The 15,081-nt window shown below is 59.3% G+C and carries 13 protein-coding genes; 8 read left to right on the forward strand and 5 right to left on the reverse strand.

Going from position 1 to position 15,081, the window contains the following annotated elements:
- Together EYC79_RS14010 and EYC79_RS14015 are read left to right on the forward strand one after the other, a co-directional pair.
- On the forward strand, positions 1-521 hold a 521-nt coding region (locus EYC79_RS14010), incomplete at its 5' end, for a nickel/cobalt transporter (RefSeq protein ID WP_418122794.1).
- A gap of 57 nt (positions 522-578) precedes the next feature.
- The gene (locus EYC79_RS14015) at positions 579-3,047 is read left to right on the forward strand and encodes a DUF4238 domain-containing protein (protein ID WP_130978389.1); all 2,469 of its coding nucleotides are present in this window, start codon (positions 579-581) and stop codon (positions 3,045-3,047) included.
- Between the two features lie 239 nt (positions 3,048-3,286).
- Here EYC79_RS14015 and EYC79_RS24065 read toward each other — a convergent pair whose 3' ends face one another.
- On the reverse strand, positions 3,287-3,541 hold the full coding sequence (locus tag EYC79_RS24065; RefSeq protein ID WP_130978390.1) for an SDR family oxidoreductase: 255 nt from the start codon (positions 3,539-3,541) through the stop codon (positions 3,287-3,289).
- A 38-nt stretch (positions 3,542-3,579) separates the two neighbouring features.
- Here EYC79_RS24065 and EYC79_RS14025 point away from each other — a divergent pair, with 38 nt between their 5' ends.
- Both EYC79_RS14025 and nhaA read left to right on the forward strand, forming a co-directional pair.
- Positions 3,580-4,524: a bile acid:sodium symporter family protein gene (locus EYC79_RS14025; RefSeq protein WP_130978391.1), complete on the forward strand. Its 945-nt coding sequence runs from the start codon at positions 3,580-3,582 to the stop codon at positions 4,522-4,524.
- 177 nt (positions 4,525-4,701) lie between these two features.
- A complete protein-coding gene (gene nhaA / locus EYC79_RS14030; protein ID WP_205654395.1) occupies positions 4,702-5,916 on the forward strand; it encodes a Na+/H+ antiporter NhaA in 1,215 nt (404 codons plus the stop codon).
- Between the two features lie 95 nt (positions 5,917-6,011).
- Here the strand turns inward: nhaA and EYC79_RS14035 are convergent, their stop codons facing one another.
- Complete coding sequence (locus tag EYC79_RS14035; RefSeq protein ID WP_130978392.1) at positions 6,012-6,743, reverse strand: SDR family NAD(P)-dependent oxidoreductase; 732 nt, start codon at positions 6,741-6,743, stop codon at positions 6,012-6,014.
- A 182-nt stretch (positions 6,744-6,925) separates the two neighbouring features.
- Between EYC79_RS14035 and EYC79_RS14040 the strand changes: the two genes are divergently transcribed.
- Positions 6,926-7,318 carry a winged helix-turn-helix transcriptional regulator gene (locus EYC79_RS14040; RefSeq protein WP_130978393.1) on the forward strand — a complete coding sequence of 131 codons (393 nt, stop codon included), beginning with the start codon at positions 6,926-6,928 and terminating at the stop codon, positions 7,316-7,318.
- Between the two features lie 171 nt (positions 7,319-7,489).
- Entirely contained in the window at positions 7,490-7,912 is a 423-nt protein-coding gene (locus EYC79_RS14045; RefSeq protein ID WP_112956484.1) for a hypothetical protein, read from the forward strand.
- 119 nt (positions 7,913-8,031) lie between these two features.
- Here EYC79_RS14045 and EYC79_RS14050 read toward each other — a convergent pair whose 3' ends face one another.
- Entirely contained in the window at positions 8,032-8,376 is a 345-nt protein-coding gene (locus EYC79_RS14050) for an HNH endonuclease (protein ID WP_130978394.1), read from the reverse strand.
- Between the two features lie 525 nt (positions 8,377-8,901).
- Here EYC79_RS14050 and EYC79_RS14055 point away from each other — a divergent pair.
- Together EYC79_RS14055 and EYC79_RS14060 are read left to right on the forward strand one after the other, a co-directional pair.
- Positions 8,902-9,384 carry a PAS domain-containing protein gene (locus EYC79_RS14055; RefSeq protein ID WP_207773667.1) on the forward strand — a complete coding sequence of 161 codons (483 nt, stop codon included), beginning with the start codon at positions 8,902-8,904 and terminating at the stop codon, positions 9,382-9,384.
- Positions 9,385-9,547: 163 nt separating this feature from the next.
- Positions 9,548-10,393, forward strand: coding sequence for a diguanylate cyclase (locus EYC79_RS14060; RefSeq protein WP_130978395.1), 846 nt, complete (start codon positions 9,548-9,550; stop codon positions 10,391-10,393).
- Between the two features lie 24 nt (positions 10,394-10,417).
- On the opposite strand, the gene EYC79_RS14065 is transcribed toward EYC79_RS14060, so the two are convergent.
- On the reverse strand, positions 10,418-11,074 hold the full coding sequence (locus tag EYC79_RS14065; protein ID WP_130978396.1) for a 4'-phosphopantetheinyl transferase family protein: 657 nt from the start codon (positions 11,072-11,074) through the stop codon (positions 10,418-10,420).
- Positions 11,071-15,060: a Pls/PosA family non-ribosomal peptide synthetase gene (locus tag EYC79_RS14070; protein ID WP_245495288.1), complete on the reverse strand. Its 3,990-nt coding sequence runs from the start codon at positions 15,058-15,060 to the stop codon at positions 11,071-11,073. The genes EYC79_RS14065 and EYC79_RS14070 overlap by 4 nt, the downstream gene beginning before the upstream one ends.
- Positions 15,061-15,081: the final 21 nt, after the last annotated feature.

Consider the following 15,081-nt stretch of genomic DNA (forward strand, 5'->3'; position numbering starts at 1 on the left):
CGTTCAAGGCAGCCGAAAGCGGAACGACCGGCTTCGGGGAGCCCGCAGGCTCGGCGCCCCGCCGCACCGGCATGGGCAGCGGCCTGCGCTTCCAGGGTCAGCCGGTCTTTGCCGATCATGCCCAAAGCGGCAGCGGCGATCTCTGCGATGCCTGCGGCAAGGCGCATGCGCCCGACCCCCTGCTCTTCCAGTCCCGCACCTTCAGCCTCACCGAAGCCTGGTCGGCCATTGTGGCGGTCGGTCTTCGCCCCTGCTCCGGGGCCATCATCGTCATGAGCTTTTCCATGCTGAACGGCCTGCTGTTCGGCGGCATGCTCTCGGTGCTCGCCATGTCCATCGGCACCGCCATCACCGTCTCGCTGCTTGCCATCCTCGCCGTCACCGCCAAGGACGCCGCCATCCGCTACGCCGGAACCGGCAGCCGCCGCGCCTCAAGGATCGCCAACGGCATCGAGATTGCCGGGGCGCTGGTGGTGCTGTTGATGGGGCTGGCATTGTTGGGAGCGTCGTTGCAGGCTTGAGACTTTCCGGGGCATTCGTCCGCTGTAATGTCCCGCAAGTATGGAAAAGAGCCGCCCATGTCAGTCACCAGGAAGAATCACTACGTCCCTCAATGGCATCAGGAAAGGTTTTTCGCTCCGGGCAGCGAAACCCTTTTTATGCTTGATACACAACCGCCCAAATACACGAACCGAGAAGGCATAGTGTCAACTGGCCGCAGCCTTTTCAAATCACCTTCTTCACGTGCATTCGTCGAGCACGATCTGTACTCAACATTCTTTGGTACAAAGGTTGATGACGAGATTGAGCGCAAGCTTTTCGGTGATATCGACCGTCGAGGTGCAGACGCTATCAGAGCATTCTGCAGCGATGATAAGCGAGCATGGCATGAGCATTTCCAAACCCTTTTTGAATTTCTCGATATACAGAAATTGCGCACACCAAAGGGCCTCGCGTGGCTAGGCCAACAATACCCAGAGATCGGTCTGCTCGGCCAAAAGTTACCCGACTTGGCCCAGAACCAATTGATGTTGGAAATGCAGAGCATACGTATGCTCAACGTCACAACTTGGACAACCGGAACTCGGGAAATTGTCTCCGCCGAGCGATCCAGCGTTAAGTTTATTGTCAGTGACCATCCGGTTACGGTCTACAACTATGCTATCCCACCCTCGGCCACCCAAAATCGATACCCGGGAGATCCATCGATCGCTCTGAAAGGCTCGCAGACACTTTTCCCACTGGGTCCTGATCATCTCCTCATTCTAACCAACCTCGAATATGCCAAAGATCCTTATGTACGCCCCAATATAAAGAGGACATTTGCACGGAATTACCAATCGACGATGGTATCGACCATCGACTTCATTAAGGCGAGATATCTGTCCGACGCTCAGGTCGCCGAAGCGAACTTGGTAATCAAGTCCCGCGCAAATCGCTATATCGCGGCGTCCCGCCGAGAAGATCTCTACCCCGAAAAAATGGTATCAAAGCCTTGGGCTGAACTGAAGAACACGTTTCTGCCACCATCTGAAGAGCTTTACCGGTTTGGTGGCGAGATGTTTGCGAAATTTGATAATGGCGATGTTCACTATCAAGACGAGTTTGGACGGACTGAAGAACCCCGGAAATGGCTAATGAAGGCCGAGCCAAAGGACCAACCTAAGCCACGTGATTATTGTCCCTGCGGATCCGGATACCCGTTTGGAAAATGCTGTCGAAACAAGCCGATACAACTGCGAACGTCGTGGACCGAAAAGAGTATTCGCGAGCGGAACATGATGTTCTTTAATGCCCTGATCCGTCTCTTTGACTTGGGGCGCCAAGATTGGAACACGGTCCGTCGTGAGATGACCGACGACAAGATTGCTCAGATGTATGATCTGTATCAAGACTTGTGGCCACTTGAAACCGACCTGCTGTCCCTGATGCCAAAACCGGACGGCAAAATGCGATCAGTCTTTACAGGCCTTCTACATCCAAAATTGATCATCGAATTCGCGCTTGGTACACCGCTATTTTTCGGCGAGGTCATTATCCAGAACCCGTTCCTAATTTCGAGAACCATACGGAAGGAAAAGCGACCAACTGAGAATCCGCACCAGTACCGCGGTGAAGCTGTAAAGAGTCTTATGACTTTCCTAAATATAATGCCGCTTGTTGAAGCTGGGCTAGTCACGTTGGTTCCGAATCCATGCGACTTTGACTTTCATCTCCGCGACCAAGTAATGGCAATGGCCAAGGCGCGCGCTCGGGCTATTGCGTTCAAGCCGTCGGACGATCCAAGGTATTATGCCATAATGCAAGAAGACATGCGCCGCATGCTTTTGAACATGCCCATGGATACTCTTATCAAGAAAATGTTGGAGATCGACGGAAATGAGGCAGTCGATAGGGATACCGTCGCTGCAGCAATCCAGCAGATGAAGATCGAGGATCGCTTGGCCATTCTCGATGAAAGCACACTGAGCGACGGTGGCGAGTTCCAAATCATGAAGATGGAACCCAACTTCGAAGTCGCGATGTACTTGGCGCAAGCAACTGGCGCGCAGATCCTGACCGATAGTCCGTACAGATGGAAAGAACTCCAAGCCGCACTTTCTAGGCGGCATCTAGAAAGCCGTCCAACTCTAATTCAACTTCAACGCGAGATCGCGTCTACCACAGTAAATTTTCCGGTGGGGCACGATGCCGTACTCGGAGTGTTAGATCATCGATCGTTTCGCGAAATGGCACCTCTCTTTCGTGCTGCGTTCAGCTACACCGCCTCGACTTCCATCAACAACTTGAAACCGAACTTTGAGGCACAGCTTGCCGCACGGTTTCGGCGGCAACGGAATTCGGCAAACTCTCTAATCACCAGTATAAAGTGCCCAGTTGCCCCAGCGAGACTTACCACCGAATTTCACCTCGGTGGATTTCAGGACAACACGATCAATCGGCTCTTACTAATGTCGGGTTCCGAACATCACATGCATTCCGTTCCCATGGCCACGCTGATCGAGCGCGTAGACGTAAGGCCAAGGGCGGACGGCGCGAAGGCTTGATGTTTGGTTAATAGCTGCGCTTATGGCAGCTCCAATGGTTGCGATTTAGGAAGTTACAGGTTTGCTGCCACCAATACAGTTCACCCGCTTCTTTTTCGGCGATACGTAAGCCTACTGCATACATTAGCACTGCAAAACGCGATAGCGATAGCCTATAGTAATGCCACTGCACGGGTATGAACTCTTTACCGGGCAGCAGCCTAACCTCTTCAAGATGTGGTGTCGCATTGCACCAATTCCTAAAGCCGCCTCGACCTATCACCGACGCAGAGTTCCGCACCTGCGACATAGCTCGCCTTATCGCTCAACAAGAATAGCACTGCCGCCTCCATTTCCGAGGGTTTCGCCATGCGGCCCACGGGAACCGGCGCAACGATGCCCCCGCGCGCTGCGTCTGCAACCGTCGTCCATATCTCTGCCGTAAACGACAACCGCAATATTAGCAGACACGCAACAACCCCGCCAAAGTGACCTTGACAGTCAAGCTGACGCATCTAGACGTCCCGCTAGCATTTCTTTGGAGGGACAGATCATGAAGGCATTGGCGCAGATATCGTCGTTCGTTGGCAAGACATTCGCGGCCTGGGTGGTGCTGTTTGCGGTCCTCGGCTTCTTCTTTCCCGATACGTTCAAGCAGATCGGTCCATGGATCGTGACATTGCTGTCCATCATCATGTTCGGCATGGGTCTTACCCTTTCGCTTGATGACTTCCGCGAGGTGGTGAAGCGGCCCTTCGATGTGACGATCGGCGTTCTTGGCCAATTCCTGATCATGCCGCTTCTGGCTGTTCTCTTGACCAAGTTCATTCCAATGCCGCCGGAAGTGGCGGCAGGCGTGATCCTGGTGGGCTGCTGCCCTGGTGGGACATCCTCCAACGTCATGACCTATCTGTCCAAGGGAGACGTGGCGCTCTCTGTTGCCTGCACGTCGGTCACCACGCTTGTGGCTCCCATCGTCACGCCCTTCCTCGTCTGGCTGTTTGCCAGCCAGTACCTGCCCGTCGACGGCTGGGCGATGTTCATGAGCATCATCAAGGTGGTGCTGATACCGCTGGCACTCGGCGCACTCCTGCAGAAGCTTCTGCCCGCTTTCGTCAAGGCCGCCGTCCCCGCTCTGCCGCTCCTCAGCGTCATCGGCATCGTGCTGATCGTGTCGGCGGTTGTCGGCGCGTCCAAAACATCCATCGTCCAATCCGGCCTGATGATCTTCGCCGTCGTTATCCTGCACAACGGCCTTGGTTACCTGCTGGGCTTCTTTGCGGCGAAGGCCTGTGGTCTAACGCTTGCCAAGCGCAAAGCCATTGCCATCGAGGTCGGCATGCAGAATTCCGGGCTTGGTGCCGCCCTTGCAACGGCCTATTTCTCGCCACTTGCCGCCGTGCCCAGCGCCATTTTCAGCGTGTGGCACAACATATCCGGCGCACTGCTCGCCAACTGGTTTGCCGGCCGGGTGGAGGACGAACAAGCGCGGCGCTGAAACGTCGGCCTCCCCGGCAAACAAGCCTTAAACCGGACGCGCAAGATGCCGGTTTTGGTGGAAAAACGCGCCAAACTGCGCTATGATTGAACCTGACAGCGCGTGCTGCGTGCGCTGCGGGTTCCCCCGAAATCGACGGAGACTAAGATCAACTTCCAACTAAGGGAGGGTGAGCCTGTGTCTTCGACATCAAATCCAGGTCGCATCAATTCCACACTTCGCAAGTTCCTCGACAACGGGGCCTCGGGTGGCCTCGTGCTCATGGCCGTCGCACTTCTTGCCATCATCACGGCCAACTCGCCTCTGGCTGAAGATTATTTCCATATCCTCCACGTCTATATCGGACCGCTGAGCATCCAGCACTGGATCAACGACGCCCTGATGGCGGTGTTCTTCCTGATGGTGGGTTTGGAAATCAAACGCGAAATGCTTGACGGTCAACTCTCCAGCTGGAGCCGCAGGGTTCTGCCGGGTGCTGCCGCAGCGGGCGGTATGATATGTCCGGCACTCTTCTACGTCCTGCTGAACCGCGACAATCCAGCAGCCTTGCAGGGATGGGCCATACCGACAGCGACGGACATCGCTTTTGCCCTTGGCGTGCTCTCCCTGTTCGGATCGCGCGTCCCGACGTCGCTGAAGATCTTTCTTGCAGCGCTGGCCATCATCGATGATCTCGGTGCGGTCATCGTCATCGCTCTGTTCTATACGGCAGACCTGAACCTGGTCGCTCTTATCGGCGCTGGTCTCGTCTGGGGCAGTCTCTTCATCTTCAACAAGATGAAGGTAAAGGTGCTGTGGCCCTATCTCGTCCTTGGCGCTGTTCTCTGGGTGCTCGTCTTTGCGTCCGGCGTTCACGCAACACTGGCTGGCGTGATGCTGGCGCTGATGATCCCGCTCAAGTTGACGCCCGGCACACCGGAAGCGACGCCGGAGGAGTCGCCGCTTCATCGCCTCGAGCATGCGCTGCACAAGCCTGTTGCCTTCATCATCGTGCCAATCTTCGGCTTCGCCAATGCCGGCGTCTCCCTTTCGGGTCTGAGCCTGTCGGTCTTTACCGAGCCACTGACAATGGGTGTTGCCGGTGGCCTTTTCTTCGGCAAGCTCATCGGCGTGTTTGGCGTCGTCGCCGTGCTTGTGAAGCTCGGTGTGGCGCAACTTCCCGCGCAGGCAAGCTGGGGACAGGTGGCAGGCACGGCACTTCTGTGTGGCATCGGGTTTACGATGTCGCTGTTCATCGGCTTGCTGGCATTCAACGATCCGGCAGTGCAGGATCACGTCAAGATCGGGATTTTGATGGGATCGCTCGTGTCCGGTTTGAGCGGAGCCCTGATCCTGACATTGACCAGCCGGCGGCAGACAACGTCGCAGCGTCCAGTCCACACGACAGCCTGACGGCTCAACATCGCCACCATCGTCAGCCGCAGGCTTGGGATGGTGATCGTGGCTGCCCGACCCCTTCTCGGTCGGGCACCATCTTCAGTCCCTCGTCATGCCTGCCGCAACCCGCCATCGACGCAGAGCTCGGCGCCGGCGATATAGCTCGCCTCATCGCTCAGCAGAAACAGCGTCGCCGCGGCCACTTCCGCGGGCCGTCCCATGCGGCCCATCGGGATCGGCGCGACGATCGCCGCGCGCACGTCATCTGCGACTGAGGCCATCATGTCCGTATCCGTCGGTCCGGGTGCCACAACATTGACGCGGATGCCTTTAGGAGCGAGTTCAGCCGTCCAGGTTCGTGCATAGGAGCGGACGGCCGCTTTGGTTGCGCAATAGGTTCCGTAACCTGCGTAGCCCGCGCTACCGGCAATCGACCCGATAAGGACAGCTGAGCTTCCTTCTCTCATGGCAGGGAGAGCGGCCTGAAAGCCGAAGACCATTCCTCGGACGTTGACGTCGAAGTGGCGGTCGAAATGCTCCGGCGTGATCTCGGCAATCTGTGCATATTCGGAAAGACCGGCATTCAAGACCAGCGCGTCGATATGGCCATGGGCCTGGCGGACGGTTTCGACAGCCGCGAGCATGTCTTCGGGAGAGCTTGCATCGGCGGCAATGCCGATCACGCCATTGCCGATGCTCTGGGCCGCCTTTTCAGCCTCCTCCCCCTTGCGGCTGGTGAGAAAGACCTTTGCGCCTTCGGCAGAAAGCCGCTCCGCTATGGCGAGGCCGATGCCCTTCGCGCCGCCTACGACCAGAGCCACCTTGTTGTTCATGCGAGCCATTTTAGTTCCTTTCAGGAAAGCATTTCCAGCAAAAGTGTGCTCGGTTTTGCGTCCGGAAATGCGTCAAACAAACACCAGAGCACTTCAGGGTGAACGGATGTTCACCTGAATTGCTCTGAATGGTCCCGCCATGATATACGGTGGATATCTGATATCAATTACGCACCTTGGATAGCCTAGATATGGACGAGTATACCGACCTGGAAACCCTCTCTCAGCAGGCGCTCTGCGATATGCCGAAAGTCCGCCCGGTGCTGGACAAGATCGCCGACAAATGGACGATCCTGATCCTGACGGTGATCTGCCCCAAGCCATCGCGCTTCAACGAAATCAAGCGGCGTCTGGCTGGCATCACGCACAAGGCGCTGGCCGATGCGTTGAAGAGGCTGGAGCGCAACGGGCTGGTCACGCGCACGGTTCTGCCGACGCAGCCGATCGGCGTGGAATATGCCATCACGCCGCTCGGCCACTCCCTGCGGCAGCCGTTCGAAGCCCTGTGCGCCTGGGCAGCTGAAAATGGCGACAGGATCGACGCGGCAGCGAAAACCTATGACGAGGCAAAAGATGGTCGTTGAGGGCGTGGCTTTGTCCGGAGGCTGCGCTCATTCCTCAAGATCACGCTTATCGGCGGCGAGCTTTCCACACAAAACCATTGAAGCTTGTGGCCTGACCCCATAAAGCCTGCTCCCAAAAGATCTCATGCTGGCAATAGTCGATCCCGGATCGGGAAGCGCGTGACAGCACGCATGGCAGCGAACAAAGGAACGCAGATGTCGATCACGGTACAGAAGACAATCCCCGCGCAGCGCATGCGCCAGTTCGATGAGATGGTCGATCGCTGGCTGGCCGAAGGCCCGATCAAGCTGGCGACGAATGCGACGATCACCGCCATGGACAATGCCGACATCCCGAAGGAAGAACAGGCCGCGATCATCGAGGACCGCGATATCATCATGCGCTACAACATGCGCCTCGGTGTCATCAGCGAACTCTTCGCCCCCGCCATCGAGAAGGCGGTCGGATCATCGAGGTCGGGAAGCGAAGCGCAGGACGAGATCGCCCGGCTGATCGTGACAGCCATCGGCATCCGCCAGAGCGACGACAGCGAACTGGTGACATTTACCTTCGCGACCCAGGAAGAGGCGGATATCTTCGACCTATCCGTCTGAGGCAAGGCTTCGGCAGGCTGAGAGGTCCGCAATCGCGTCCAGCCGGACGCCGCCGATGCGTATATTCAAAAAGACAAAGCGTCCCTTGCGCGTCCCATAAGACGCACGGCGCTTTAAGACTAGCGCCCTCGCCCGAAGGACTGCCGTGATCCCCTGGCGGAATCCGCAAAGCCCGGAGGCTTGTTTTTGATCCAGGCGACGAATGTCTGCACCGCTGGCTCCTCCAGAATGGCCTCGATCGTGGAGAACTTCTTGGCGAGCTGGGCGTCGGTGAAGATCGAATGGATCTGGTCGTGGCAGATCCGGTGCAGGGACACGGTCTGCTTTCCGCCCTTGCTCTTGGGAACGAGATGATGCTGGTCCATCTGATCGTCGGGTATGACGCGCTGGCACAGCGCACAGATCACCGGCTCCGGCTTCGGCTCGTCCCACGACTCCTGCTCATCCCTGTTCTTTCGGGCCATGGGGTAATCTCTCCTGGTATGGACTTGGATGCTCTCTGCTGAGGCAAAGGCAGCTATGACGGCGTGCCTGTGACGAGCACGATAAGGCCGAGCCTACATGGCTCGATCTGGCCATGTTCAGCAGCCACGTCAACGAAATTGAAAACCAGATTACTCCCGCAGCGTATCCGCAACAAGAGCGTTGGCGTGACCGTGGCCTACAGCATCAGCCCGAAAATCGCTTTCGATTTTCGGAAAGCACGATGCGTCGATCAAAAACGATAGAGCGCCGCATTCCTGCTTCAGCCAGGTTTGTCATCACGGCGCCTTCCCAATCGCGACTGGCCCAACCATCAAGATAGCATGGTATTGCCGCCAGCAATCCGCGCCCGCCCTGTTTTAGAATGTCCGCACACACAAATGTGATCGGTGCAATACCGGCAATCGGCCCCGGAATGCCTGCGCAACCCGTTGGTGAAAACAATCGCATGGTTTTTAATCGTGTCAGGGTAATGGGGAATCGCCGTGGAGACAATGCAGAGAGGCTTGATCAAGGATTTACTGGAAGGCGCGGGCTTCTATTCGTGGTCCTTGTCCACGAACCTGCTGACAGGCGATGTCGCCTTCGCACAGATATACGAGATCGATCAGGACGAGCTCGCGAGGGGTCTTCCGGTTGAATCCATCCTCGAAAGGATCGTCGAGGAAGACCGGCCGCGCCTTGCCGAACGTATTCATGACGTGATCCTCGGCGGCACACCGCTCCTGTCGCCCTATCGTATTCATTGCGCGGGTGGAAAGATAAAGTCCCTTCTAAGCATGGGCTCCTGTGCCAGGGACGCCGATGGCCTGCCTTCGGTCTATTCGGGGGTCGTGCTTGTTGAACGGGCAATCGGGGCCGGTTCGGGTGGCGTCGGGCTCGAATCGCACATTGGCGCTGCGATCGATCTGGCGAAGGCGCAGAAACGGGAGTTGACAGAACGCTACCTGTCCTCGGCGCTGAGATCGCTCTCGGCCAGTGGCTCGTAACACACTCCACGACGTCTTATCCAATTGATCGACCTCGATTGGATCGTCCCGAAGGGCGCGATCCCTCTCTGCGAGATGTTGCCCACCAGAACATGGTCTAGGATTCTCATGTTTATGCCACTAAATGAGGCAGCGTTAATATAAGCCGCAGCCTGAGGTGCTCGTGACCAAGATCAAATCGTCCTTCGTCGCGAAAACCTTTCTCGTCTGCTTCGTCAGCGTCCACGTGCCGCTGATTGCGCTAGTCGCCTATCTGTCGATGGGTTTTCAGCTCAGCACGTTGTCGGTCTTTCTTCTCATCCTCGTCGCCACCCTGGTCGGCACGTCCCTCTGCCTTTTTGCGATCTGGCGGCTGATCAGGCCTCTCAACCTGCTGGCGGATGCCATGAAGCGGTATCCAGAGGACAAGGGGATCTTGAAGATGTATCCGGCATCGCCCGACGAGATCGGCACCGTGACCGATATTGCGCGATCGATGCTGTTGCAGGTCGAGACCTTGACCAAGCAACTGAAGCATCAGGCAACCACGGATTTTCTGACAGGGCTGGGAAACCGCCGCGCGCTGATGGAGCAGATGCCGATCATTCGCGCCAAGGCCGCACGACCGGAAGAAGCGGTGTCGCTCATCCTCTTCGATCTCGATCACTTCAAGCGCATCAATGATGAATACGGCCACGATGCCGGCGACAACGTTCTGATGGCCATCGGCGAAGCCGTGAAGGATCACCTGCGCCCTTATGACTACGCCGCGAGAATGGGCGGCGAAGAGTTCTGCATCGTCTTGCCCGGCGCCGACCTCGCAGCGGCGGAAACGGTGGCAGAACGTCTGCGCCACGCTGTCGAAAGTCGCGTGGTCGAGCCATTACCGAAAGGGCGCATCACCGGCAGCTTCGGCGTTGCGCAGGCCCGCCCGACCGAGCGACTGCAAGAGCTTCTCCTGCGCGCAGACGCAGCATTGTACTCGGCAAAGGACCAGGGCAGAAATGTCGTGGTTCGGGCGCAGCCTTAACAGGGTTTCGCGCTGGTCCGGTGACTATCGCCAACCGGAATCGGGCAGTCCGGCAACCGCCTGCACGGTCCCTGCCTCCGCCCGCACGCACACATGCGTTTCCCCTTCCCTTGAAACAACCCGCAACCCGGCACCGAAAACCACCGTCTCCATCTCGGCTGCATCGATGCGCGATGCGACGCCGAGGCACTTGGCGTGCGCTTCTTTTGCCGTCCAGCGGGTGATGAGCGTTGTGTCCGTGGCCCCTTGAAGGGCCAGTCGTTCGGTTGGGGTAAAGCTGTCTTCGGGTGGCGGTTCGGCATCAAGCGGTTCGATATCCACGCCGATGGGGGGCCGGCTGAGGCCGATCAGGCAGTGGGGAAATCGCCCGGCGAGGCTGATGTGCCAGCCCTCTGGGTGAAGAACCTGCGGCGCGCCGAGCGCGCTTCTGCCGATGATGATCTCGTCCGGGTGCAGGCCAGAGAGCCGCGCCAGAAGGATCTTCGCCAGGCGTCGGCGCAGAGCTCGCATGCCGGCATCCGGCTTGGATGCCAGATCCTGCAGATCGGCGGCGGAGAGCGTTGCGCCTCCCGCCAGTCGTTCCGTCTCGGGCCTGTCGAGGCGCAGGTGCCACACCACCGGCGCCTCGCCGGTGGCTGTCGTCAGATCGTCCGCGCCGGAAAGCCAGACGATCTCACTCATGCGCTGCGCACGGGTTGCGCCGGAGAGCCTTCCCAAGAGGTGCCCGCCGGCAGCGTTTCGCCCTTCATCACGACGGAAAGGTCGCCGAGTTGGGCATCTTCGCCGATTTCGGCGTCGTAGAGAACGATGGCGTAGGAGCCGATCACTGCGCGGTCGCCTACCGTCACGCTGCTGACCTTCATCACCCGGTCTTCAAAGAGATGGGTCTGCAGACCGGAGAACTCGTTCAGCGCCACCTCGTCGCCGATGCGCACCAGATCATGCTCCGTGACATCGGTCGTGTCGATGAAGCAATCGCGGCCGATCTTGCAGCCGAGCAGGCGCAGATAGGCCGAAATCCAAGGCGTGCCACGCAAAGGCTGCAGAAGGTTCGGCACCGCCAGGTTCTCGTAAGTTGCCGTCACCAGTTCGGTGCGCCAAACGAAGGTGCTCCACAGCGGCTTGGTCGTCGGCTTGTAGCGGCCCATCACCAGCCACTTCAGCGCCACGACGGAGAGACCAGAGGCCAACGCGAAACCGATATAGAGGAAGGGGAAGACGGCCGCGATCAGCGTCTGGCTGTCATCGTAATCCTGAATATCGCCGACGATGGAGAACAGGATGCTGAAGAAGGCGAGAAACAGAGTGAGCGGCAGGATCACGCGGATCGCCTCGATCGCAAGGCGCATGGCGACCAGCCGCGGCCGCGGGTTGAAGCGCGCGCCCTCGTCGAACAGGCCGACGGCCTGGCGCACGGGCAGCGAAATCGGCGGAGAACCAAACCATGTGCCATCCGGCTTCTCGGCCCCGCCATCCGATGGCGGCTTGGAGAGCACGCCGATCAGCGTACCATCGGCGATCTTGGCCCCGGTCGGCAGCACGGCGGAATTGCCGATGAAGGAACGCCGGCCAATTCTGGTATGCGCAAGCTCGATGATGCCGGGCTCATGGCGCGCCGCACCAAAGACCACGCCATCTGCAATGAAGCTCTCCGGCCCGATATCGACGAGATCGGGCACGATCTTTGCGGCGGTGGAAATCTCGGCACGCTTGCCGATTCGCACACCCAGTGCGCGATACCAGGGCAGCACGTAAAGGGTGGCATAGATCGGGTGAAGCAGTGCCAGCGCCAGATCCGTCACCTGCTGGACGAACCAGAAGCGCAGATAGAACCAACTATGGATCGAGTAGCGTCCCGGACGCACCGGCCCGAGGATCAGTCGCTTGGCAAAGACGGTCAGAACGCACATCAAAACGATATAGGTGAGCGCCAGGAATGGCGAAATCAGCAGGTAGGAATAGCCATCGGTGTTCCAGTCGATTTCGATCATCGCGATCAGACCGGGCGCAATCGGCAGGATGGCGACCACGGGAAGAAGGGCAGCGGCGATGAACAGCCCCACACCAACCAGGAAGCGACGCAGGAAGCCCGCCTCGTCATCGCGCCGGGCAACGCGGCCCGTGGCGGCGCATTTGGCCGGAGAGCCGTTCCAGCTTTCGCCAGCCGGGATCGACTGGTTCATCGGCAGCGAAGACAGATCCTCGAGCGCTGCAGCATCGCCCACCACGCAGTTGCGCCCGATCACCGCCATGGTGCCGACGGACGCGCTGCGGCCGATCTTGACCGAGCCGAGGCGCAAGAGGCCGCGCTCGACGGAGCTGGTGGCGAGCATGGCATAATCGCTGACGATCGCATCGTCGCCGATGCTGACGAGGTCGGCGGTGTCGATGGCAACGGTACCGATAAAGGCACGACGACCGATCTTTGCACCCAGCAGCCGGTAATAGAAGCGGATCATCGGCGTGCCGCTGAGATAGGGGGTGGCGATGATATCGGAGAGGCGGCGCACGAACCACCAGCGCAGATAATAGCTGCCCCACAGCGGATAATCACCCGCCTTGTAGCGGCCGATCACCAGCCATTTGACCAGGATGGCAAAGACCATGCCGAGCGGCGGAATGAGAATGAAGCTTAGGCCGCTCAACAGCAGCGCCGAAACGCGGCCGAAATCTTCGACCAGATAGGTGTAGGCGAGATAGGGGAAGAACCATTGCAGCCCGGCCACCGCATAGATCGGCACCAGCGCGATGGTCTGCAGCGTCCAGCAAAGACGCTTCTGAAAATTGCTAACACGGTGGAAGGGTTCGAGCGCTGCGCTCTCGGCCATCACGTGCTCACCCAGGCGCGCGGCAAGCCGGCGGATGGTCGGCGCGGCGTAGAGATCCTGGATAGACACACCGGAGAGTCCTGGCGCCTTGCGCATGGCCGACGCCAGACGCGCGGCTTTCAGCGAATGGCCGCCGAGATCCTCGAAGAGATCGTCCTCGACCGACACCTTCTGGGGCGCGAAAGCCTCCGACCAGATGGCATGCAGCTGGATTTCGAGCGGCGTCTGCGGCGCGACAGCTTCGCGATCCGAGGACGCCACCACCACCGGGCGCTGAAGCGCCTTGCGGTCCACCTTGCCGGAGGCGGGCAGCGTCGGCAGCGCATCGAGTATCTGGTAGGCGGCAGGCCGCATATAGTTCGGCAACCGGTCGGCCACGCGCTTGCGGGCAGCCTCGATATCGATCACCGCACTGCCGCGAGCGACAAGGAAGGCGGCGAGAAGCTCGGACCCGTCGTCATCGCGGAAGAGATGCACCACGGCCTGCGCCACCGCAGAATCCTCGGCAATTACCGCTTCGATCTCGGCAAGCTCGACGCGGAAACCACGGATCTTCACCTGCGTATCGATGCGCCCCATGAATTCGATATCGCCGACGGCATCGAGCCGCACGAGATCGCCGGAGCGATAGATCCGCGCGGGAAGCCCATCCGGCCCGTCGAAGGGCGTCATGACGAATTTGTCTGCGGTGAGATCGGGGCGGTTCACATAGCCGGAACTGACCCCCGGCCCGCCGATCACAAGCTCGCCTTCGGCGCCGGCATTCACCGGCCAAAGCTTGTCGTCGACGATCCAGGCGGTATAGCCCGGCAATGGCCGGCCGATGGTGACGCGGCGGCCAGGCTGCACCTCCGTCCATGTGGCCGTCACCGTCGTTTCGGTCGGGCCATAGGTGTTGAGGATGCGAAGGCCGGGGCGCGCCCAGCGGTTCACCAGATCCGGCGGGCAGGCCTCGCCGCCAAGATTGACGATGCGCAGCGTCGGAAGCTCGGTTTCCACCAGGGTGAAGAGCGATGGCACCACGTGCCAGACGGTGACGCCTTCCTCGGCCAGGGTGATTGCCACATCCGGGCCCGCTCTGTGCAGCGCTTCGTTGGCAACCAACAGTTCGGCACCGGCGGAAAAGGCGCTCCACATGGTCTCGATCGACATGTCGAAGGCCACACTGAAGCCGCCGAACACCTTGTCGGTGTCCTCGATCGCCAGGATCGCGCCTTCGGCGCGCAGGAAATGGCAGGCGCTGCGATGAGAGATCATCACGCCCTTGGGGCGGCCGGTCGTTCCGGAGGTGTAGATGATATAGGCGAGATCGTCTGGAGACGCGCCGATTTCGGCCCGCGTGATCGGCAACGCATCCTGTGCCGCAAGATCGCCCAGCGTCTCGTTGACCACCAGCGTCTGCACCCGCATGGCACCGGCACGTTCGGCATCGGTCACGATCAGCGTGGCGCCGCTATCTTCGGCAATGAAGTCGATACGGTCCTGCGGATAGGTCCAGTCCACCGGCACATAGCAGGCGCCGGCCCAGAGCGTACCGAGGATCGCCATATACTGATCGAGCCCGCGCGGCAGGCAGATGACGACGCGGTCGCCACGTCTCACGCCCATGGTCTGCAGCGTGCGGGCAAAGCGAATGGCGCGTTCAGCCAGTTGCCCGTAAGTCAGCTCAGTCCGGCGGCTATATTCGGGATCGTTTCCCAGAAGCCGAAGCGCAAGTTTGGACGGATAGCGCCTGGCCGTCTGCTCAAAAATTTCCTGCAACATCTCGTCGCGGGCGTAAGGTTCATCCTCTCGGACGGGAAGCGACGGGGCAATCGGCGCAAAAACGGTCAATTCCAACGGCCTTTCGGCCACATTCCG

It is taken from the genome of Agrobacterium cavarae (assembly GCF_004310285.1).
Classification (GTDB): Bacteria; Pseudomonadota; Alphaproteobacteria; order Rhizobiales; family Rhizobiaceae; genus Agrobacterium; species Agrobacterium cavarae.

What these genes read in the sequence shown, in the direction of transcription:
- EYC79_RS14045 (WP_112956484.1), top strand. Translation starts at nt 7,490, where the DNA reads ATGGCAGCGAACAAAGGAACGCAGATGTCGATCACGGTACAGAAGACA.
- EYC79_RS14035 (WP_130978392.1), bottom strand. Translation starts at nt 6,743, where the DNA reads ATGGCTCGCATGAACAACAAGGTGGCTCTGGTCGTAGGCGGCGCGAAG.
- EYC79_RS14015 (WP_130978389.1), top strand. Translation starts at nt 579, where the DNA reads ATGTCAGTCACCAGGAAGAATCACTACGTCCCTCAATGGCATCAGGAA.
- EYC79_RS14040 (WP_130978393.1), top strand. Translation starts at nt 6,926, where the DNA reads ATGGACGAGTATACCGACCTGGAAACCCTCTCTCAGCAGGCGCTCTGC.
- EYC79_RS14050 (WP_130978394.1), bottom strand. Translation starts at nt 8,376, where the DNA reads ATGGCCCGAAAGAACAGGGATGAGCAGGAGTCGTGGGACGAGCCGAAG.
- EYC79_RS14025 (WP_130978391.1), top strand. Translation starts at nt 3,580, where the DNA reads ATGAAGGCATTGGCGCAGATATCGTCGTTCGTTGGCAAGACATTCGCG.
- EYC79_RS14065 (WP_130978396.1), bottom strand. Translation starts at nt 11,074, where the DNA reads ATGAGTGAGATCGTCTGGCTTTCCGGCGCGGACGATCTGACGACAGCC.
- EYC79_RS24065 (WP_130978390.1), bottom strand. Translation starts at nt 3,541, where the DNA reads ATGCGTCAGCTTGACTGTCAAGGTCACTTTGGCGGGGTTGTTGCGTGT.